14 protein-coding genes are annotated in these 22,154 nt (G+C 42.4%); 4 read left to right on the top strand and 10 right to left on the bottom strand.

Going from position 1 to position 22,154, the window contains the following annotated elements:
• Positions 1-3 precede the first annotated feature (3 nt).
• From WJR50_RS12755 to WJR50_RS12740, 4 genes are all read right to left on the bottom strand, one after another.
• Positions 4-336, bottom strand: a complete 333-nt coding sequence (locus WJR50_RS12755; protein ID WP_341293669.1) for a c-type cytochrome — start codon at positions 334-336, stop codon at positions 4-6.
• Positions 337-375: 39 nt separating this feature from the next.
• Complete coding sequence (locus WJR50_RS12750; protein ID WP_341293668.1) at positions 376-1,167, bottom strand: c-type cytochrome; 792 nt, start codon at positions 1,165-1,167, stop codon at positions 376-378.
• A gap of 162 nt (positions 1,168-1,329) precedes the next feature.
• On the bottom strand, positions 1,330-2,529 hold the full coding sequence (locus WJR50_RS12745; RefSeq protein WP_341293667.1) for a hypothetical protein: 1,200 nt from the start codon (positions 2,527-2,529) through the stop codon (positions 1,330-1,332).
• Complete coding sequence (locus WJR50_RS12740; RefSeq protein WP_341293666.1) at positions 2,526-3,077, bottom strand: RNA polymerase sigma factor; 552 nt, start codon at positions 3,075-3,077, stop codon at positions 2,526-2,528. The genes WJR50_RS12745 and WJR50_RS12740 overlap by 4 nt, the downstream gene beginning before the upstream one ends.
• A 554-nt stretch (positions 3,078-3,631) precedes the next feature.
• On the opposite strand from WJR50_RS12740, the gene WJR50_RS12735 reads away from it, so the two are divergent.
• Positions 3,632-4,141, top strand: a complete 510-nt coding sequence (locus tag WJR50_RS12735; RefSeq protein WP_341293665.1) for a hypothetical protein — start codon at positions 3,632-3,634, stop codon at positions 4,139-4,141.
• Here WJR50_RS12735 and WJR50_RS12730 read toward each other — a convergent pair.
• Genes WJR50_RS12730 through WJR50_RS12720 form a run of 3 tightly spaced genes read right to left on the bottom strand, consistent with a single transcriptional unit; the run spans position 4,138 to position 7,782 of the window.
• Positions 4,138-4,959, bottom strand: a complete 822-nt coding sequence (locus WJR50_RS12730; protein WP_341293664.1) for a sugar phosphate isomerase/epimerase family protein — start codon at positions 4,957-4,959, stop codon at positions 4,138-4,140. The two genes, WJR50_RS12735 and WJR50_RS12730, sit on opposite strands and share 4 nt — an antisense overlap.
• Before the next feature lie 44 nt (positions 4,960-5,003).
• Complete coding sequence (locus tag WJR50_RS12725) at positions 5,004-6,851, bottom strand: arylsulfatase (protein WP_341293663.1); 1,848 nt, start codon at positions 6,849-6,851, stop codon at positions 5,004-5,006.
• A gap of 28 nt (positions 6,852-6,879) precedes the next feature.
• The gene (locus WJR50_RS12720; RefSeq protein WP_341293662.1) at positions 6,880-7,782 is read right to left on the bottom strand and encodes an NAD(P)-dependent oxidoreductase; all 903 of its coding nucleotides are present in this window, start codon (positions 7,780-7,782) and stop codon (positions 6,880-6,882) included.
• A 124-nt stretch (positions 7,783-7,906) separates the two neighbouring features.
• Here WJR50_RS12720 and WJR50_RS12715 point away from each other — a divergent pair, with 124 nt between their 5' ends.
• The 3 genes from WJR50_RS12715 to WJR50_RS12705 all read left to right on the top strand — a co-directional run bounded on the left by WJR50_RS12715 (position 7,907) and on the right by WJR50_RS12705 (position 20,298).
• Complete coding sequence (locus WJR50_RS12715; RefSeq protein ID WP_341293661.1) at positions 7,907-8,719, top strand: aldo/keto reductase; 813 nt, start codon at positions 7,907-7,909, stop codon at positions 8,717-8,719.
• Between the two features lie 621 nt (positions 8,720-9,340).
• Positions 9,341-18,751, top strand: coding sequence for a DUF8696 domain-containing protein (locus WJR50_RS12710; protein ID WP_341293660.1), 9,411 nt, complete (start codon positions 9,341-9,343; stop codon positions 18,749-18,751).
• A 443-nt stretch (positions 18,752-19,194) separates the two neighbouring features.
• Positions 19,195-20,298, top strand: coding sequence for a PorP/SprF family type IX secretion system membrane protein (locus WJR50_RS12705; protein ID WP_341293659.1), 1,104 nt, complete (start codon positions 19,195-19,197; stop codon positions 20,296-20,298).
• A gap of 54 nt (positions 20,299-20,352) precedes the next feature.
• Here WJR50_RS12705 and WJR50_RS12700 read toward each other — a convergent pair whose 3' ends face one another.
• From WJR50_RS12700 to WJR50_RS12690, 3 genes are all read right to left on the bottom strand, one after another.
• Positions 20,353-21,111: a class I SAM-dependent methyltransferase gene (locus tag WJR50_RS12700; protein ID WP_341293658.1), complete on the bottom strand. Its 759-nt coding sequence runs from the start codon at positions 21,109-21,111 to the stop codon at positions 20,353-20,355.
• Positions 21,112-21,166: 55 nt separating this feature from the next.
• On the bottom strand, positions 21,167-21,616 hold the full coding sequence (msrB, locus tag WJR50_RS12695) for a peptide-methionine (R)-S-oxide reductase MsrB (RefSeq protein ID WP_341293657.1): 450 nt from the start codon (positions 21,614-21,616) through the stop codon (positions 21,167-21,169).
• A gap of 213 nt (positions 21,617-21,829) precedes the next feature.
• A complete protein-coding gene (locus tag WJR50_RS12690) occupies positions 21,830-22,141 on the bottom strand; it encodes a PepSY-like domain-containing protein (RefSeq protein ID WP_341293656.1) in 312 nt (103 codons plus the stop codon).
• Positions 22,142-22,154 lie beyond the last annotated feature (13 nt).

The raw sequence follows: 22,154 nt of genomic DNA, 5'->3' as shown, positions 1-22,154 counted from the left end.
AAATTAATTGTTTGGTGCTCCACTATCTACCCAGCAGGCGATGGTCTGTATCTGGGCATCAGTCAGGTCTTTACCCGATGAAGCAGGAGGCATAGCCCCACTCTGAGTCACCGACCTGATGCGCGAAGCGTTATTGATAATATTTTGTGTTGTACTTAGGTTAGGTGATTGTGCTCCACTGTGGCAGCCTGATAGAGCACAGTTGGCACTAACTATTGGCTGAATTTCATCTGCCAGCGATACTTCTTCTTCACCGCAAGGCGCTTCTCCGAACATATCTTCTTCATTGTCGCTGGCACAGGCCATCACCATTATGCATAAAATGCATATCATCATGTTTTTCATACGTTTACTAATTTTTGTTTGTGTTGACAATTAATTATCAGGAGCCCCACTATCTACCCAGCAGGCGATAGCTTCTACCTGTTCATCGGTAAGTGACTGCCCTGAACTTGGAGGAGGCATTGCTCCTGAACTGGTTCGTGTCTTTATGGCTCCTGCCCTATTCAGTATTGTTTGTTTATCGGTAAAATCAGGAAGGCCACTGCCTGCTACATGGCAGCCACTCACGGCACAATTGGTACTGATGATGTCACTGATACGGGCACTGAATGATATCTCTGCTTCCACACTGGTGGTAAGCTCAGTCATACAGCCATTTACATCCTGAACGGTCACTGTGTAGTCTCCTGGTTCCAGATCAGTAAATTCGCTGTCAGCCTGGAAGTTTTCTCCATCCAGGCTGTAGGTATAAGGGGTTGCGCCGCCATTGGCTTCTATCATCAGAGCGCCTTCTGCCTGCCCACATTCTGAGTTGGTACTGCTAGCCTGGGCACTGATCGTCGCCTCCACATTTTCTACAGTCACTGTCAGGCTGGTAGTGCAGCCTTCGGCATCTTCAGCAGTAATCTGGTAAGTACCGGAAGCGAGATCGGAAAAAGTATTTTCAGGTTGGCTATTTCCACCATCTAAACGATAGCCTACCGCCCCCTGCGCACCATTTGCCGATACACTTATTGCGCCATTTTCTGCTTCGCAGCTAGCGTCTGTAACATTTGTAGTGCTCAAAGTGAAATTATCGGGGCAGCTTACGCCTTCTTCATCTTCTTCGCATGAAAGCAAAAAGCCACAAAATAGCAGGACGAAAAAATAGTTGATGTACTTCATAGCATCAGAGGTTAGTTTCACACACAATTGGTTGAGCAGCGTTACTGCTTCTATATAATAGGAATAAGTCCAAATATTGACAGGTGAAGATATTCCGGGGCAAGCGCCCCGGATTATCCGTAGCCTAGATCCACTTATATGTGGTATTTTAAATGACTTTAATTAGCGAGTTCCCCAGCGATAATGGACTGATAAAAATGTGCCCAGGGTAGACAGTTTAAGACTCCCTTCTCCTACACCTGCCAGCGGAAGCTTTACAAAAGGTTCTACCTGCATAGCCCATTGCTTACCCAAAGCTCGCTCGTAACCCAGCGAAAAATTGGCTACTTTAAACAAATGATTGTTCTCATGCTGGTATCCATAATTTCTGCTGTAATACTTACCACTTTCTTTGTATACATACTCATAATCCTCAGTCAACATCATATAGGATGAAAGACCTCCGCTGAAAAAGAATCTGCTTTTAGCTCCGCTCAGTGCATACCACTTTAGATTCAGAAGAATGTCCAGAACCTTACACTGACCATTGATGCCAACGAGAGGGTTTTTGTACTGATACTTTAGCTGGTAATCATCAGGGGAAGCCGAATACACCTTGTTGGCGAAAATAGCTCCACTGCTAACACTTAGATTTGGTAAGACAAAAAATTCTAGTTGAATAGCTGCTTTGGTGCTTACGTTATGAATATCTTGAAAACCAACTCCACTAAGATCAGGGGAAACTGCAAAGCTTATGCCCCAACGATTTGCTAATTTCTGTTTTATAACATCTTCTTTTTCTAGTTCTGCTTGAGGCACTTCTATCAGGCTCATAGTTTGCTTTGGCATTTCCCATTTGTCCTGCGCTAATCCATTGGCATTCAGCAAATGAATGGCTTCGGATTTATCAAAATCTTCCAGGGTAAGGCCTGTAAAATCTGCCTTTGCTTTAGTCTCTTTAGATGACGTTGTACTGGTATTGGGTTCAAAAGTTGATTGTTCCCCTCCAGTTTCAGAACTTTCTATTACCGCTCTCCCCTCATGATTTACACGTTCCTGCATCTCTGCTTTACCTTCAGCCGGTACTGGTGCCGGTGGCACTATACGTAACTCCTTCGCTGAGACGACCTGATGTGCCGCGCTTAATTCTATTTTCCTTGTCAGCTCTGCTTCTGCATTCTTCCCTTCACTTATCCACCAGGCTGTGCCCAAAAGCATAAACAATATTGCTAATCCAGATAGCCCCTTCCTGAAGGTTTTCCAATATCCTCCTCCGGCTTTGTTGAGGCGAGCTTGCATACCTTTCCATCCCATGGGGTTGTAGGGTACCTCCAGATTATCGGCAGCTTTTTTAAACAAAGCATCAAATTCGTTGTCGCTCATACCTTGCATGCTACTTTGCTATTTTCTTTCAACATCACACGCAAATTTGCCCTGGCCCTGAATAGGTTGGACTTGGAAGCTCCTACAGAAATTTGCAATGCTTTAGAAATCTCCTCATGAGTATAACCATCAATAACGTATAAGTTAAAGACAGTACGATAAACCGGTGATAAGTCTTGTATCAGTCTAATCATCTCTTCATATGAAAGCTGACTCAGTATGCTGCGCTCATCTGCAACCTGAGCACCTTTTTCAATGGGTTGATGATGTTTATGCTTTTCATTCTTGTGATAGTGATTAATAGAGGTATTAATCAGTATTCTTCTAAACCAGGACTGAAAAGGCTTCTGTTGGTCAAAAGTTTCCAGTTTGGTAAAGACCTTCATAAAACCATCATTTAACACTTCTATGGCTTCTTCTTCAGTATCAGTGTAGCGCAAACAAACACTCATACCGTAGGCATAAAACCTCTGGTATAATTTTTCCTGGCTTTTTCTTTTACCTTTCAGGCAACCAGTGATTAGCGTCTGTAGCGTACCATCACTCACGTCTAGGCTTTTATTTTTGATCTATACAAGCGAATTGAAGGAGGGGTTGCTTAAGGTAAGCAAAAAAATAAAAATAGCTGGCCCGCCACATGCGAACCAGCTATTTGCTTCAGCAATCTAGCTCTACCTACGAAGTTTAATTAACTATGAGAATTTCATATTTTTATAGTTAGTAGTTACAATAGCCAGGATGTAACCCATTATTTTATTTTTTTTCAAATTTTTTTTTCACGCCTTAATAGATAAAGCAGGTTTGCCCAGAAACTAAGCCTTCTGTACACAGCTACACTATAAAAAGTCCAATATTTCAGTGGGCATTGCTTTAGCTAGCGTATTGCGGAGCAACTCTTCTATTGTATAGCCTATAGCTTTGGGCTAAACCACTTGTACGCCATCGGATAAAATTGTCCACGATCGGGCAGTATGCTAATTTCATAATCTTCACAAACGACTGTTTACCAATTGTTTATAATCGTGGTACACTGCTGGCATTTCTTAGTATCACCTCTGGACTCTTGAGCATAGAGAAAGTGAAAATAATAAACACTCATGAAATGCGAACCCTATTATTGACTTACATAATTTTACTTTTAGCAGTACACACAAGTCTGGCCCAAGCCACGATAATTGTCAAGAATGATCATAAACCTGAGGAAATTATGCTTCAGGCAAAGCACTATGCAGATATTTTTGGCTTTGAAGATGATGTACTAATTGTCATCAGCTTTAGTGACAAAGTTTCTAAAATTAACAGTGGCTATACTCTGTATCAAAATGTGCAGCATTTGGGTGGTGGACATCAGGTTCATATCATTATCAGCAAGAGAGAGGACCGTAATTATCAGTTTTATACCCTTGCTCATGAGATGGTGCATGCCCAGCAGTTTATAAAAGGCAAACTCGTCAAGTGTGGAGACACACTTTTTAGTTGGAATGGGGAAGAATGTCTGAATGCCAAATACATTGCTCATCACCACAGGCCCTGGGAGAAGGAAGCGCATAAACTTGGTACCCAGATCTATCAGGCTTATCAGGAAAGCAGCCAGATGCTGGCATCTCATTAAGTAGTATATCGTTCTTTGAGTAAATCCATCATGTAACGGTTTGCTTCCCACTGATTGGTGAGTGGTTCCTTTACCAATGGCAGTTGCGGCATGTATGGAGCCGGACCAAACTCAGGGGTAATCGTCAAGCGCTCTTGGGCTTGCTCGGTTTTGAGTTTTACAATACTATCCCACCACGACAGATGTTTCTCCAAGGCTTCCTGAAATTCAGGAGCTTTAGGCTCAGAAACCTGAGGAGCCTGTTGAAAGCCAATACGGGCGTGGATATGATCCACTCGGGGAAACACATCACTCAGCATAGCTATCTGTTCAGGAGCTTCCAGAAGTGACTCTGAAACTACACACCAGTGCGAAAAGTCCGCACAAAGTCGTAAGTCAGGCAAGGTTTCCAGATAATAAGGCATCATCCCGATGGCGAAAGAGAATTTTCCACGATGAGTTTCATGAACGATTTTCACTCCTGTTTCCTCAGCAATCTGAGCGGCTAATCGTATTATTTGTATGTTATGCTCCTTAGTAAAATAGTCTTTTCCACTCTGGGAATTAATGAAAAGCGGGTTTGCCGCAGCTAGATTTCGCAGATATTTTTCATAATCCGCTTCATAGGTTTCGGTGGGTGACAAAGTGCATTCCCAGTGCTGACCGATGAATAAAAGCTGATACCGATGCATTAGGTCCACAATCTCGTCTCTTTTATCTTCATCCAAAGGCAAAGACATTTCTACCCCATCGTATCCGGCAGCCTTTACATTTTCAAAAAATGCTTCGTATGGCAAATCTTCACTGCCCCAGCGGGGACAAAAAAACTGGATATTCATTTTGGTTTAAAGTTGAAGGTTAAAAGTTGGTGAAGTACATGAACTTATAATTTAGTGATGTACACATAATAACCACCGTAAGAATTGCCTTGCTGATCCTTATACCAGGAGATTAATTCTGTATTTCCAGCGGGCAAATTAAGCTCAAAAGTAACCAGTGATTGATCATCACCTACAGGAATACTCATTTCCTGCTCAGCTATTTGTATTCCCGCTTCGGTGATGGGCAAGATTTTCCCTTCAGAGTATGCTTCTCCTCCGGGTATTTCGTCACCTTTGGGAACAGAGCCACTTAATTTGGCTCCCACTTCTTTTGGCCATCGGCTTATTTCAATACGGTAGTTACCAGCTTCTGCCACTTCCAGCGCCCAGAATCCCTGATTGTTTTTAGCATTACGAATAAGCTCCTGATTCCAGGCAGGATAACCTTCCTCGGTAGGATGAAAGTCGTGGCAGGTCAAAGTAAGAGGGTCAGCATTTTCATCTCCAATAATGATGCGTGGATATTGCCCGGCATCCTTACTCACTTCTTTCCACCAGGCTTCATAATCTTCTCTTAGTTTGGTGGCTATCTCAGGGTATTGATCAATTACATTCTGAGACTGACCGGGATCATTCTCCATATCAAAGAGAAGCGTATCATAGACCAGCCGCCAGCGATTGGTCATCACGGCAGCGTCTTTTCCTTTTTGCAGCATCTCTTCCCGTTGCGTATCGGTCACTAATGTCCGTTCTTCCCAGGTCGGCTCATCTTCCATGATCAGGCTCATCAGACTCTTTCCATGAAAATTATCAGATGTGACACGCGCAGCCTCCATATCCAGACCACATAATTCTATCAGCGTGGGTAAAACATCCGTATAAGCCGTAATTTCTTCAATATTTTTTCCTTCGGGTACATTGCCCTCCGGCCAGCGAATGAACAAAGGAACTCTATGCCCACCATCAAAGGGCGAACCTTTTTTTCCTCGCATCCCCGCATTATAACCTTCAACCGAAAACCCTTGCTGATCAAGATTAACACCGGCTGAAGTTCCATTATCTGTCATGAAAACCAGTACTGTATTTTCTCGTAATCCTAGCTCTTTTAACTTCTCCTCCAGTAAACCGATATTATCATCAATATTGCTGATCATCCCGTAAAAGTTAGGATTGGGTATGTCAGGATTGTTAGCATACATATCTATGTAAGACCGGGGAACATGGAAAGGGCTATGGGGTGCATTGGTGCTGATGTAACAAAAGAAAGGTTGATCTTTATTTGCTTCTACAAATCGCATGGCCTCTCCGAACCAAACATCTGTACAATAGCCTTCATATTTTTGCGGCCTGCCGTTATGGAAATAAGTATCGTCGAAATAATCATTGTTCCAGTAGTCAGGCGTCTGGCCCACTCCCCCTCCCCCATGCACAAGTACTTCTTCAAACCCATTATCCTGTGGTCGGAAGGGATAGTTATCGCCCAGATGCCATTTGCCAAAAATACCAGTACGATATCCGTTGTCCTGAAAAATCTCCGCCATGGTCGGAAAGCCTTCTTTCAGCAGTGACCTTCCGATGATCGTATGCCACACTCCTACTCTGTTGCAGTGTAAGCCTGTCATGATACCAGAACGGGTAGGCGCGCAAGTAGTACCCACATGAAAATTGGTGAAGCGGGTACTTTGTGCATGCAGTGCATCCATGTTTGGTGTTTTGATCCAGGGATTACCATGCGCCCCTACATCGCCATAACCTTGGTCATCGGTGATGATGAAAATGACGTTGGGTTGTGAATTTGAATCTTCAGATTCCTGTACATTTTCCGAAGACTGACAGTTAATTAGAGAAGTGCTGAGCAATGCAAGGAGTAATATTTCAAATATATTGGTTCTCTTTCGCTTATGATCCATTCTTCCATTAGTCATTACTCATTCTTCATTAGTCATTCCTTACATTAGAAAGCTTTTCCAGTCCCAACATCAGTGCCTGGGTACCCAGTTTGCCATGTCCCTGGGCTTTCACCGCTTCGTACATTTGCTTAACAAGTGCCAGACCAGGAAGCGCCAGTCCCATGCGGTTGGCTTCCATGAGTGCAATACCCATATCTTTAATGAAATGCTCTACATAAAAGCCGGGATCAAAATTACGATCCACGATACGAGGGGCAAGATTGTCTAATGTCCAGCAGGCAGCAGCACCCCCGCTGATAGACTTAAGCATGGTGGGTAAATCAAGACCAGCTTTATAACCGTAGAGCAAACACTCACATACTCCTATCATAGTACCGGAGATAGTGATCTGGTTACACATTTTGGTATGCTGCCCGTTCCCGGCTCCCCCCTGATAAACAATATTTTTACCCATAATCTCAAAAAGCGGCATCACAGTATCTACTGCTTCCTTGTCGCCACCAACCATGATAGACAAAGTACCTTTCTTTGCTCCCACATCTCCCCCTGAAACCGGCGCATCAATGGCTGATACACCTTTTTGCTTGCCTACCGCGTAGATTTCCTCTGCCAGACTTGGTTCTGTAGTTGTCATATCCACCACAATACTGCCTTCCTTTGCGGAGTGCAGTACTCCTTCATCTCCCATATAAACTTCCCGCACATCTTCTGGGAAGCCTACGATGGTAAAAATGATCTGTGATTTTTCGGCTACTGCTTTAGGCGAGTCTGCCCATTCGGCACCCGCCTCTATAAGTGACCGGGCTTTCTCCTTAGTCCTATTATATACTACTGACTTATACCCTTGTTGCTGAATGAGTGAAAGCATAGAAACTCCCATTACGCCTGTTCCTATCCATCCGATGGTGGTGTTCTGATCTAGATTTTTCATAAAAGTTCAAAAAAGTTAAGGTTTGGTTGCTCACTAAGATAGTATTTATAATAGCAAACTCCACAAACATGTGTCAAGTCTACTGGTTAAGCTTTTGACTTTTAACTAGAAAAAATAATTGCCCATGAAGTTCATTAATATCAAAGACAGTAGGATGCCCGCTTTGGGTTTTGGAACCTATACGTTAAAAGGGAAAGATTGTGTGGAAGGTGTAAGTGACGCTATCAGTTTGGGCTACCGCCATATTGATACTGCCGAAATGTATGATAATGAAGCTGAGGTGGGTGAAGGAATCAAAGCTTCAGAAGTCAGTCGTGAAGAGCTTTTTATCACTACTAAGGTTTGGTATACGCATCTCCACAAAGAGGCGCTAATCAATGCCGCTCATCAAAGTTTACAAAAGCTAAAACTTGATTATGTGGACCTTTTGCTGATCCACTGGCCCAATGAAGATGTACCGCTAAAAGAATCATTAGAGGCAATGATGAAACTACAGGAAGATGGCAAAGTCAAACATATAGGTGTGAGTAATTTTACCGTAAGGATGATTGATGAGGCCAGAAAAATAGCTCCGGTAGTCTGTGATCAGGTTGAATATCACCCTTATCTGGATCAGTCTAAATTGTTAGAGGTTGTACGTAAGAATGATATGTTTCTTACTGCCTATAGTCCCATTGGAAAAGGCAAAGTGATGGATGATGAGAACCTCAGATCAATTGGTGAAAAATATGACAAAACCGCTGCACAGGTTAGTTTGAGATGGCATATGCAACAGGATAATGTTGCTGCAATACCTCGCTCCAGCAGTCATGAAAGACGTAAACAAAACCTGGAAATATTTGATTTTAAGCTTACCGCAGAAGAAATGCAGCAAATTTCCGAAAAACGAGGGGCCGAACGTATGATTGACCCAGCCTGGGCGCCTAATTGGGATTGACTTTAGTCTTTCTTTAAGCTTTTATAGGCTTGTCAGTTTTTTCGGTGCTCAGCAAGTCGGCATAATAGGTTCAACTATTCTCATTTTAAAGATTGATTTAGACAATGTCTTGAGCTCCTACAGTGAAAAATTTGCTAAATTATACACTTTTTGTACAAAACAATTCTTTAGTCTACATAAGGTTTTAAGTGAAATAAATTGTACTTTTTTAATAATAAACATAACAATAAAGCTGTGTTTATTGAATGAATTGGTAATCTGAAAAAGCAAAAGCACAAGAATTTATTTTTATTGATGTTTATTATATCTCTCGTTTTCACTCCTACCATTTACAACCTATCTATGCGGGTTTTGTGATAAAAAGAGTGATTTCTGCATTAAATAGAAGTTTTTGATAATTTTTTCTATTGCTATTTGGCATAAAATTTATCAGTTCTGTCTCCCTCTTACCGTTTATATAATCAATCAGAAACTGGTCAACATACATTAATATAACTTTGTTAATACAATATGTAACTTTGACAGATAAAACAACAATTAATTTGTATTAAAACACGATAATTTGGCAAAAGTTTATCCGTATCAGGTAATCTGACAAATCAAACATTCAGGTTGAAGCGTATGAAAAACTTTTCCAAAATATTTATTACACTACTTTTTTTTGGTCTTCTTTCCGAAGCTAATGCACAAAATTGCCCTTCAAGCGGTGGTATTGGAGGAGCGTTTCAGGATGAGAGTAAGCTATGTGCTGACCAAACCATAGACTTTGAAGTAACCTATGCCGGGCTTAATGAAAGCAATGAAAATAAGGTCCATATTGATTGGGGAGATGGGGATATAGACATTTATGACATCACAAAAAATGGTTCTAAGTGGGAATTGGTAACACCCCATACCTACCCTAAGGGCTTAGGAGATTGTATATATCCGGCAACCGCATATCTGTATGTGAATGGAATAAAATGTGATGATTCCAAAATACAAAAAGACATACTTGTTTGGGATACAGATGATGTGCTGGGCAACAAACTACAAACCAATAAAGAAGAATATCTGGTCTGTGCAGGTAATTCAGTCACTGTTGATTTTACAGATGTAACGCAGTTCAGCTGTCTGGCTACCGACCATCCTTATAATGTTGGTAGATGGATACAGTGGGAATATGGTACAGACAACGCTAACCCTATCACTGGTGATGTAAAGATCAATGGACTGAACGAAACCTTCCCTTTCAAAGGAGGGATTACGCATTTACCTGCCGTACAGACCTCTTCCAACGTAAAAACTTTAGATATTTCCGTCCCCAACACCAGTCAGGTAGGAGAATATTTTGAGCTTACTTTGCATAACTGGAATAGCTGTAATCCCTATGAAGATGAGTTTGGTAATCCTACAGGAAATTCTTCAGTATCAAAAACTGTTTACATTCGCATAGTAGATGCACCAGACGCTGACTTTAGCATTGATATGAATCCAGCTTGTGCGGGCAATCCTGTTCAGTTTACCAACAACAGTACTCCCAACTATGCTTATAACTGGAATTTTGGAGATGGAAATACTTCAACTGATACGCATCCTACCCATACTTATGCTGCTCCCGGTACCTACAATGTGACGCTGGATGTTACCAATGACGAGATTACCGGAAATACCGGTACTTGTATCACATCAGTTACCAAGACCATTGAAATTCTGCCGCAGCCTGTGGCTGATTTTAACTTAGACCCTGCTGATCCTCAGTGTGATATGGTAGAAGTTGATCTCAATAACACTTCAGCCAATGTACCTGCCGGAACCAGTTGGAAGTGGGAACTCAGAAAAGCGAGTACCACTGGTCAAACGGTAGATTTAAATGGTAATGATATTGCTACTCAGTTCGTATCTACTGCCCAAAATATCACCACCAAACTTCCCTACTTCGGCAGCAATGCTACGGCAACCTATTATGCCAGACTGATTGCCAACACGCCCAACGCCTGCAGCGATACTTCCGACTGGAAAGCTTTGGTAGTGAAAGCCTATGTGGAAACTCCATCATTCTCTTCTCCTTTAACAACTCGCTGCCAGGCTGCTGAGACTACACAATATTCTGCTTATGCCCAATACGCCGACAGCTACATATGGGAGTTATCACCCGCCTCCGCCGGTAGTATTGATAATACAGGTTTGGTGAGTTGGGATGCAGATTTTTATGGAACTGCTACCGTCAAGGTAACAGCCAAAGGTTGCGAAGTTGATAAATCCAAAAGTGTAAATGTTACCGTAACGCCTGCAGTGAGTGATCCTACCGCTATTTCGGGAGATACTGAAATATGTCAGGGTATTACTAGTAGTAACTATTCTACCTCAGCAACCAACGCCAACAGCTATAAATGGACAGTTAGCGGAGCTGGAAATACAATCTCAGGCACTTCTTCTTCTGCTACTGTGAGCTGGGACCCTAATTTTGTAGGTACTGCAACCATTACTGTTGAAGCTGAAGGCTGTAACGGTTATTCGGCGCCTTACAGTATCACAGTAGATGTCAAGCAATCTCCTCAGTTAGACAACTCAGCTTCCGAATACGAAGTAAATATTTGTTCAGGAGAAACTGCCACTTTTACTCCTTCAGTTACATTGGCAGGTTCTTCCTTTGAATGGACTACCACAGTAAGTGGCTCAATATCAGGGGTAAGTAGTAGTGGGAATCAACTTGTAGGCACCAGTATTTCCGATGTACTGGTCAATTCAGGTACTACTACCGATACAGTTACTTATCACATTACGCCTTACAAAGATGGCTGCGAAGGTGAGACTAAAGATTTTACAGTCACTGTAAGTCCTGGCAAGCCGGATGATGCAGGAAGCATTAGCGGTCCCTCTGCAATCTGTGAAAAAGAAACTGGTATTGATTTCAGCGTAGCTGCCATTAAAAATGCTGAAGATTACATCTGGACTTTGCCGGCAGGAGCAAGTATCTCCTCAGGCGACAATACCAATTCTATTACGGTAGATTTCAGTTCTGTTGCTCCTGGTAACCATTTCATTGAGGTATATGGCGAAAACAGTTGTGGTACAGGCATAAATTCTTTATTCAATATTGAAATCAAGCCTAATCCTGATCTCATTGTTAATGTTACTGATGCTGAAATTTGCCATGAGGAAGAAGTGGTAGCCAACCTGAGCAGCAGTCCTGCTTTTACCGGCACATTATATTCCTGGACCATAGAAAGTATAGGGGCTGATATTACCGGAGCTGGTAGTGCAAACAATCAAACAGAGCTACGCCAACAGCTTTTCAATACGGGTACTGCTCCACAGGACATTACCTACCGTATCACCCCAATTCTTAACGGTTGTGAGGGAGATTATCAGGATTTTACTTTTACCATTAATCCATCTCCTGTAGTTACTATCAGTCCAACTGCTACTACTTTGTGTAACGGTGAAGAAACAGACATCAGCCTGAGTGCTAATGTGAGCGGTACCACTACTTATAGCTGGACTGCCGTAGCCGATGAGCCTGACTCTCTATCCGGTTTTAGCGATGGAACCGGAGATGAAATCAAGCATACGCTGGTCAATATTAGTAGTAAGCCTCAAAAAGTAACCTATACTGTTTCGCCCACTGCTTATGGCTGTGAGGGAGGTAGCAAAACAGTAGAAATCATAGTCCAACCTACACCTGTACTTAGCACTGCCGTAACGGCTAACACCATTTGCTCCGAGGAAGAGGCTGAAATCAATTTATCAAGCAATGTTAGTAGTACTACATTTGAATGGACAGTATCCAGCGATGCGGGCATTACAGGAGCTGTGCCTGGAAACGGAAGCACTATTCAGCAGACTTTGGAAAATACCACTTCTGCACCTAAAACAGTGACCTACACCATTACACCTGAATTCAACGGTTGCGAAGGCATAAGCAAAGAGATTGAGATTACCGTTAATCCTAAACCTGATTTGCAGATCGTCAATTCCACCCCTGAGATTTGTGACGGTGGTCAGACCAGTATCAGCCTTTCCTCTTTGGTAAGCGGAACTGTCATTGACTGGACCGTAAGTTATGATGCTACTTATATCAACGGAGCTTCTGATGGAAGTGGGACTAAAATTGAACATACATTAACCAACAACAGCAATGTGGTTCAGACAGTAACGTATCATGTTACCACTGAGGCCAACGGCTGTGCCGGAGAGAGTCAGGACATAGAAATCAAAGTTAAGCCTACTCCCGTATTGACGCTTAACTACACTGACACTGACATTTGTAGCGGAGATAAAGCCGAAGTAAGTTTTAGCAGTTCAGTAGCAAACGGTATGTCTTATTCCTGGTCGGTAGACATCAGTGACCCATCCAAAATAAGTGGAGCACTTCCCGGCACTGGAAGTAGCTTCAGTCAAACGCTAACCAACAGCGGCACTTTGCCAGTAGACGTAACTTACAAAGTGACTCCAATAGCTGACGGATGTACGGGAGACATAAAAGAGGTAACATTCACAGTTAACCCATCCATCAGTGCAGCTGAGGCCGGACTTGATAATGAAGTCTGTGAGCTGAGTTACACTTTGAATACCACAGCTCCAGTAGTAGGAACCGGAGCATGGGCTCTGGAAAACGGTCCGGGTACAGCTAATTTTGACAATCCAAATAAGCCAGACGCAGAAGTTTCAGTGTCCAATCCGGGAAATTATACTTTTCGCTGGACAGTAAGCGGAGCTTGCGGTGGCAGCAATATTGACTATGTTACCATCAATTTCAAAACTCCGCCTGTTACTTCAAATATCAGCGGTCCTACAGATGTTTGTGTAAACTTAAGTAGCGTCTTGTATCAGGTAGATTGGCATTCAGGCTCTACTTATGATTGGGAAATCGTTCCTGCTAATGCTGATGCCCCGGTAAAAACACTGGGTGGCGGTACTTCTGACCAGTATATCGTCTTAAATTTTGGAAGCAATCCCTGGTCAGGAGAACTGATCGTTACGGAAACCAATAATGGCTGTACTGCTGAGCCTAAGAAGATTGCTATCAATGTATACCCTCTTCCGGTAGCCCATGCCGGAGATGACCAGACCATCTGCGCAGGCAGTACGATTACTTTAGGAGCTACGCCTAGTGCCAGCGGAGGTTCAGGAAGCTATACTTACCAATGGACACCTACTACCGGTCTGGATGACGCCAGTGCGGCAAATCCTACGGTTACCTTATCGAGCAGCCGCACCTATACGCTCAAGGTAACAGATACTAATACCGGCTGTATCTCTGCGGTGGATGAAATAAACATTACCGTAGAACCTCAGCTTGTGGCAGGTTCTATCAATGGCAAACAAAGCATCTGTTCAGGAACTATTCCCGCTGTTTTCACCCAAAATCCTGCCAGTGGGGGTGATGGTAGCTTGACATATCAGTGGCAGATATCTACCGATGGAGGCGCTACCTATACTGATATTGCAGGAGCTGATGATGAATTGTATGAAGAAACCTCAGCACTGAACTCCACTACCTACTACAGAAGAAAAGTGACTGACGGAACCTGTGGTGAACAGATCACCAGTCCCATTAAAGTAAGCGTGGAACCTCCGCTGACTGCCGGTGCTATAGGTACAGATGATGTTATTGTAGCAGGCAGTACGCCTGATAAGCTTGCAAGTATTACCGATGCTCAGGGAGGTAGTGGCTTACAATACCAGTGGCAGAAATCCACCGATGGAGGCAGCACTTTTACTAATATCCTGGGTGCCAACAGTGCTGAATACCAGCCGGGAGCACTGCATATGACTACCCTGTTCAGAAGAGTAGCAGCGGATGGCGTGTGTACTGATGGAGTGTCTAACGTAGTGACGATTGAAGTGGAAAATGCTGCGGAAGCGGGTACGATTGAGGACCATCAGTTGATTTGTATAAATTCTGTGCCAGCTCCGATTACTGAAAAAGATCCAGCCGAAGGAGGTGTTGGAAGCTTTGATTATCGCTGGCTGTATTCTGAAGATGGCACTAATTTTACAGTAATTTCCGGTGAAAATAACATTGATTACACTCCAGTTAATCCTTTGGACACTACTACCTATTACAAAAGAGAAGTGAAATCCGGTACAGCTGGCTCGTGGGTAAGTTCTAATATCATTACCGTAACGGTAGAGCCTGAACTTGATGCCGGAGAGATTGGTGGTGTACAGACGATTTGTGAAGGAAGTAACCCATCGGCTTTCACAGAACTTAAAGTCGTGACAGGTGGCTCAGGATTGTATGATTATCAGTGGAAATTTTCTACTGATCCCAGTCCAAGCCGTACCTACACTGACATTCCTTATGCCACCAATAGGCTGTATGATGAGATGGCTCCTTTGTCCGATACCACTTATTATATCAGAGAAGTACGTTCCAGAAATGGGGTCTGCGATCCGGCACTCTCCAATGTGATTGTTGTCTACGTAAACCCTGCTTTGGATGCTGGTACAATTACCGGAGAGCAAACCATCTGCGAAAATACAGTACCTTCTGTCTTCACCCAGACAGAAGCCTCAGGAGGAAATAATACCTTAGTGTATCAATGGGAAAGAAAAATCAATAACGGAGCTTTCGTAGATATTCCGGGAGTTGAGGCAAAAAAAGCTGACTATACTGAGCAAGATGCATTACTGTCCGTGTCTGACCAGATCACGAAATATACTTATCGCAGAAAAGTAACAGGAGGAGTTTGTGGATATGATTATTCCAATGAGATAATAGTGACAGTGGAACCTACGCTCCATCCCGGTAACATCACTGGTGATCAGGTGATTTGTGAAGGAAGTAAGCCAACTGTTCCCTTTACGCAAAATCCTGCCAGCGGCGGAAGTGGTTTTTATACTTACCAGTGGCAGAAAGCTACTGGAAGTGGCGCTTTTACAGACATCAGCGGTGCACAATCTGCGCTATTCATAGAAACTCAAAACCTGTCCGATACCACTTATTACCGGAGAAAAGTGATTTCCGGTGAATGTGGAGAGCAGATTTCCGATACCATTCGGGTAGTCGTACATCCTGCTGTTGATCCGGGTAGCATTGAAAAAGATCAGGCTATTGTACTGAATGGAACGCCTGATAAGTTCACCGAAGTTGACCCGGTTACTGGTGGAGACCCTGCTGACAGGGAATATATTTGGGAATATTCATACGCTGAAAATGGCGTATATACTACCATATCCGGTTCAGATTCAAATGAATATCAGGTAACTGGCAGCTTGACACAGACCACCTACTATCGCAGAGGTGTGAGATCAGGAGCTTGTAACACATTTGTTTACACCGAGCCAGTAGAAGTGAAGGTGGAATCCAGCCTGACAGCCGGAGCCATTGCAGGAAACCAGACAATTTGTGAAGGCAGTGTACCAAATCATCTCACCGAGTCAATTCAGCCTACCGGAGGCGATGAAAATTCATACATTTACCGCTGGAAATACGCTACTGATCCTAATGGCCCTTATCTAGATGTAGATGCTAGCTGGGTGGTTGATCCTGTGGCTAAGGAACTACAATTTGTTCTGGGACTGACAGATACGACCTACTTCAAACGAGAAGTAAAGTCTGGAGCATATGATTGGGTAATTACTGAAGACCCGGTGGTTGTCAATGTACAGGCTACTTTGCAGGCCGGTTCTGTGAAAATTGTTGGCGCGGATGAAGTATGTTTCGGAGATCAGTTGGGTACATTTGAAGCAGAAAATGCCACCCAGGGTGGAAGCGGTAGCTACGATTATCAATGGCTGTACGCTACGCAAAGCGGAGGGCCTTACCAGAGCATTAATGGTGCTACAAACGCTAATTTCCAGACATCTACCACCCTTGCTCCTGATACCTACTATTTTGTGAGAAAAGTCATTTCCGGTGAATGTGATGATGTACTTTCTGATGAATTGAAAGTTACTGTCCACGAGTTGCCTGATATGTCGCTAAGTAGTTCTGTTCCGGATAATATCATCTGTCAGGGTACTGAAGTGACCTTTACAGCAGGAGGTTCAGATACCTATGAGTTTTTCCTGAACGATATTTCCGTACAAGGACCATCTGCCAATAATATCTATGTCACTGATAGTCTTGTAAACATGGATGAAGTGTATGTAGTAGGAATGAATGGTGAAGCTTGTCAGGCGACAAGTAGCAGTATTATAACGATTGTCAACGACCTGCCTACCGCCAGCATTGAGGGTTCAGTAGACCTCTGCAAAGGTGGTCAAACAAGTCTTATACTGAATATGACCGGTAAAATGCCTTTTGAAGTGGTATATACTGATGGTAGCCAAAATTATACTTTGAAAAACCTGGCTTATGAAACTATCCTGAATGTTAAACCTTCGGTAAGCACTTCTTACACGCTGGTATCTGTCAAAGATGGCAATGGTTGTGGGCAACAAATCTCTGATCAAAAAGCAATAGTGAATGTAGGGGATGCAGTGGCTCAGTTCAGTATTATTGGAGACAATCCTGCCTGTAGTCCTCAGACACTAACATTTGTGAATGAACAGATTCAGGAAGGTGTGACTTACACTTGGGTATGGGGAGATGGAACAGAAGATAATGTTACTACCGCTGCTGATCCGGCTGAAATTGAACACACTTTCATCAACTATACCAGCAGTCGTGACATGACTTATCAGGTTACTTTAATTGCTACACATGATAGCATAGGTTGTACCGACAGAGCGGTTTCCAGCGTGCATATTTACCCTTCTCCTGAAGTAAGAGTGGAAGCCGATCAACAAGAGGGTTGCGGACCTCTGCTGGTCAATTTCATCAACAAATCCTTCGGAGTGGATGTACATCGCTGGTATTACAGGGTGAAAGGAACCGATCAGACATTGGAAGAAACCACCAGTAAGAATGCTTCTTATATTTTGCCTAACACAACTTCCGAAACCATTACTTATGAAGTCGTGTATGAAGCCAGTACAGATAAGTGTACGGCCAATCCGGAAATCTTTGAAGTAATTGTTCATCCTGAGTTGGAGCCATTTTTCACAGTGACTCCCGCTCATCAGAACCTTCCCAATTCTACCGTGAGTATTACCAATCAAACCAATGAAGGTGCTTGGGATTACCATTGGGACTTTGGAGATGGCAATACCAGTACCGAAAAAAATCCGGGCAGTCATAAATACGAAGGTTACGGACAGTATTATATCACGCTCACCGTGTCTAATGGAGCCTGTGAAAAGCAGTATGAAGAAAGAGTGGTAATTGACATTGACCCTACTCTGCCCTTCGTAGAGTTTGAAGCTGATACGCACCAAGGTTGTGGGCCGTTGACTGTTACTTTTACCAATGAGTCTAATTATGTAGACCCGGCTACCTTCCAGTGGGATTTTGGTGACGGAACAGGTGCTTCAGGAGTGGAGCATCCTATCCATACCTACGACAAACCCGGAAAATATTCAATCAAATTGGAGGCTACTAACATTTTTGGTGAGCATAAGCTGCTGATGAAAGAATTTTTGGTGGAGGTATATGATCAGCCCCGAGCTATTTTCAGTGCAGGACCGCCCACTGTATATTTACCTGACAGACCTATTGGAACAATTAACCAAAGTGTCGGGGCTACTGCCTACGAATGGCACTTCGGAGATGGCACTGTGTCCTATGAATTTGAGCCTACTCATACGTACACTGAAGAGGGAGTGTATGATGTCATGCTTATCGCTGTCAATGACAGTGGTTGTTCTGACACCTTACTCATAGAAAGAGTAGTGGACGTAAGACAACCAGAGGCGGGTAAAACCAGAATTCCTAACTCTTTTACGCCTAACCCCGATGGTTCTAATGGAGGAGGCTTTCAGTATGGCGACGTCAGCAACGATATCTTTATACCTGTCATTGATGGCGTTACCGAAATGTCCATGACTATTTATAATCGTTGGGGTAAGGTGATGTTTACCAGCAAAAACAAAACTATAGGCTGGGATGGCTACTATGAAGGCCAACTTTGCCCGGCTGATGTTTATTACTATAAAATTGAGATGAAGTTTTCTAACGGTGAAAGAAAAACAAAGTATGGAGATGTTACTTTAATTCGCTAGAATTCAAAAGTCTGTATAAACAATTTGTGTGTGTAGCTAGCCTGGAATCAGGCTAGCTTTTTTATCTCTTTGAGGGAAAGTTTTTTCGTAGCTGCTAATTCTGATTTACCATCACAGCTTCATTGCACGTAAGTTATATAAAGTAAGAAAATTGAATTTGGGCTTCTTCTGATGATGCCTTACATCCATTGTGCAACTCCATTACCTGCATTGGAATATTTCTCAAATACTACTTGCACAGACTGAGATATTCTATGAAGAAACAAGAGGAAGTATTAGGCTATTCTTATAGTATTTTTCATTTTTCAGACAACTCATTTTTTATCACTTTTCAATTATTACTCATCAATAATACAAGTGTAATATTTTTATATTTTAACTATTTTTATATATATTTGTATTATATCAATAAATAATCCATTTTTTATCTGACTGTTACAGTTATGAAAGCTTGCTACCAAAGAATAAGCACCCAGTCAAATACTACTATACAACCTGAAAAGAATAAGCTCAAAAACTTTGTGCTAAGAGTTTGCTTCTTATGCCTGATCTGTAAAACCATTGTTAATTATGCTTATGCACAAGATCCTCAGTTTAGTCAATTCTTCGCTGCTCCCTTATATCTCAATCCTGCTTTCACTGGTACTACCAAAGAACATCGTTTTGTAGCCAATTACCGAAACCAATGGAGAAATGTAGCTAACGGTTATGTCACCTATGCCTTTTCTTATGATTATAATATGCGAGACGCAAGAAGTGGTTTTGGCCTGATGGCTACAGCCGATAAAGCCGGAGCAGTGGGAATGGGTACGAAAACAGTAGGTTTTTTATATTCCTATAAAGTCAAACTGGCAAATAACTGGATTCTTACTCCTGGTCTCCACTTTGCTTACGGTACCAGAGGCATTGACAAAGATAAAGTAGTATTATTAGATCAATTGTCTTACGGAGATGCGTCTATTCCTTCTAACGACCCGCTGGTTTTTTCGCTGAAAGATACTGATTACTTTGACTTCGGATCAGGTTTGTTATTATACAGCAAAACCTTTTGGATAGGCGCTTCTGCTTTCCATATGAATCAGCCTAACATAAGCATGATTGGCGATAATAGCGAGTTACCCATGAAAACATCAATACATGGGGGAGCAAGGATAAGACTTTATAATGGTCCATTTCGCAGAAACATTGTACCTAGTATTGCTCCTTCTTTTATTTTGAAGAAACAAGGTAGCATTGAACAATTAGATTTGGGCGTTAATTTTCACTATGATCCGGTGATGGTAGGTATGTGGTACCGTGGGATGCCAGTACAGGAATCACCAGAAGAAAATCAGGTAAGCCAGGATGCCCTTATCTTTTTAGTGGGTATGAAGTATGCTCAGTTTGAGTTTGGCTATAGTTACGACATCACCCTTTCTTCTTTAGGACCCACTTCAGGAGGGGCGCATGAGGTTTCATTGACATATCATTTGCATAATCCTAACCGTAGTCGTCCTAAAGTAAAATACAAAGACATCCCTTGCCCCACTTTCTTGCTGGATAATTAAAAAAAAGTAAAATTTCTTAATCGCTAAAATGCATTTTATTCCAGGATTTTAGTATTACTCTTTCATAGCCATGATTCTGAGTCGCTTGTAATCAGCATACCATTTGCTTTCTTCGTAACAGTAGGGTCTGATCTTTTCCTGCACTTCAGCTTTGATGATTTCCTGCTCATTTTCAGAAATACCCAAAAAAAAAGCACCGGCAAACATGGAAAGCCAGTCTACAATACCACTTTCATTACTGGGCATTTCCGTAGGACGATCATAGTGCTGGGCAAGTAGCACGCTAAAACCTTGCTTTTCCAGCAATGGTGTATACTCTCCAATGGAAGGAAAATACCAAAGCGCTAACTCAGCCTGCTCTGTAAATCCTCGTAGTTTTAGAGAAACTCTAAGCTGATTGATAATGGTTTGAATATTGCCTTTACCGTCCATCTCCAATACTAACCTTCCTCCGGGTTTCAGGCTGTGATATATAGAGCGTATAGCTCCCTCATAATCCATTACCCAATGAAGTGCTGCATTGGAAAACACCGCATCAAAAGTCTGGTCAACGCTAAAATCAGAAGCATCTGCAACACTGAATTCTATGTCTGGGTATTTAGATTTTGCATCATCAATCATTTCTTCCGAGCTATCTATACCTACTGCTTGTCCACATATCTCCTGGATTTTGGCAGTCAGTTGCCCACTTCCGCAGCCAACATCCAATATCCTCTCCCCTGCCTCAGGGGCCAGCAAATCAATCAGGCTTTCACCATAGTGATATACATAAGCATGTTTGCTACTATAAATAGCCGGATTCCAGTCAGTCACTGATGATGGTGTTATGGAAGTAAACTACAATATTCAGCACCATAAAGCTATTAAACTACTCGGCTTCCTTTAGTAATTTGATAGACTCGGAATTGATACAAAAGCGAAGACCGCTGGGAGCAGGCCCGTCAGGAAATACGTGCCCAAGATGGCAGTCACATACGTTGCACATTACTTCTACCCTCACCATTCCAAAAGAAGTATCTTTCTCGTATTTGATCACATTGTCTTTAACCGGCTCGGTAAAACTGGGCCAACCTGATCCTGATTCAAACTTTTCGGTAGAATCAAATAAAACGGTATCACAACAAACGCAAGCGTATTGTCCAGGTTCGTGTGCATGACAAAGTGCTCCTGAAAAAGCAGCTTCAGTACCTTTCAGCCGAGCTATTTTGTATTGTTCAGGGGTAAGTTGTGTTTTCCACTCTTCGTCAGTTTTTTCTACTCTTCTGTCAGGTTCAGGACTACCCTGATTGGCATACCTGATTACATCGTTCCAGTTCATTCTTTTCTTTGTTTATTCTTTAAAAGGCCTTTGGGTTGTGGGGCTAATGTTTATTACCTGTATTGCCAAGATATGTTCAGACAAAGAGAGATTTTTTTTTGCTTTTGTCGTATGAAATGAAAAAACCTGCTCCTTAAACGGAACAGGTTTCTCATTCTTGTCAGCGACATGACAAGTTATTGGATTATTAAATATAGAAAAAGAGGATTCTTGTTATCCGATCATATTACCATCTTCATCATAGGCAATAGTACCACTTTGTGTACCATCAGATATGGTAATTTCATATCGTGTATTATCTACTTCTTTTACTTCATGCACTTTGGAAACTTCCCAATTGCTAAACTGAGAATCTTCAAAAGAAGTCCTTACCTCTTCAGGTAGCTCTTCGTATTTTATTTCTTTACGATCATCCTTTAACACTACTGCTGTAGAAGTTTCCTGCTTATCGGGGGTAGCCTGAGCACCTATTGAGGCAAAAGAAAAAGTAGCCAATGCTGCGATTGCAATTACTGAACGTTTCATATCTAAAAAGTTA

This window comes from Catalinimonas locisalis (genome assembly GCF_038039535.1).
Lineage (GTDB): Bacteria > Bacteroidota > Bacteroidia > Cytophagales > Cyclobacteriaceae > Catalinimonas.
This window is presented reverse-complemented; position numbering and strand designations above follow the sequence as displayed.

Excerpts from the sequence above, each read along its gene's own strand:
- WJR50_RS12705 (WP_341293659.1), top strand. The coding sequence starts at position 19,195 with ATGAAAGCTTGCTACCAAAGAATAAGCACCCAGTCAAATACTACTATA.
- WJR50_RS12710 (WP_341293660.1), top strand. The coding sequence starts at position 9,341 with ATGAAAAACTTTTCCAAAATATTTATTACACTACTTTTTTTTGGTCTT.
- WJR50_RS12715 (WP_341293661.1), top strand. The coding sequence starts at position 7,907 with ATGAAGTTCATTAATATCAAAGACAGTAGGATGCCCGCTTTGGGTTTT.
- WJR50_RS12735 (WP_341293665.1), top strand. The coding sequence starts at position 3,632 with ATGCGAACCCTATTATTGACTTACATAATTTTACTTTTAGCAGTACAC.
- WJR50_RS12745 (WP_341293667.1), bottom strand. The coding sequence starts at position 2,529 with ATGAGCGACAACGAATTTGATGCTTTGTTTAAAAAAGCTGCCGATAAT.
- WJR50_RS12690 (WP_341293656.1), bottom strand. The coding sequence starts at position 22,141 with ATGAAACGTTCAGTAATTGCAATCGCAGCATTGGCTACTTTTTCTTTT.
- WJR50_RS12730 (WP_341293664.1), bottom strand. The coding sequence starts at position 4,959 with ATGAATATCCAGTTTTTTTGTCCCCGCTGGGGCAGTGAAGATTTGCCA.
- msrB (WP_341293657.1), bottom strand. The coding sequence starts at position 21,616 with ATGAACTGGAACGATGTAATCAGGTATGCCAATCAGGGTAGTCCTGAA.
- WJR50_RS12720 (WP_341293662.1), bottom strand. The coding sequence starts at position 7,782 with ATGAAAAATCTAGATCAGAACACCACCATCGGATGGATAGGAACAGGC.
- WJR50_RS12750 (WP_341293668.1), bottom strand. The coding sequence starts at position 1,167 with ATGAAGTACATCAACTATTTTTTCGTCCTGCTATTTTGTGGCTTTTTG.
- WJR50_RS12755 (WP_341293669.1), bottom strand. The coding sequence starts at position 336 with ATGATGATATGCATTTTATGCATAATGGTGATGGCCTGTGCCAGCGAC.
- WJR50_RS12725 (WP_341293663.1), bottom strand. The coding sequence starts at position 6,851 with ATGGATCATAAGCGAAAGAGAACCAATATATTTGAAATATTACTCCTT.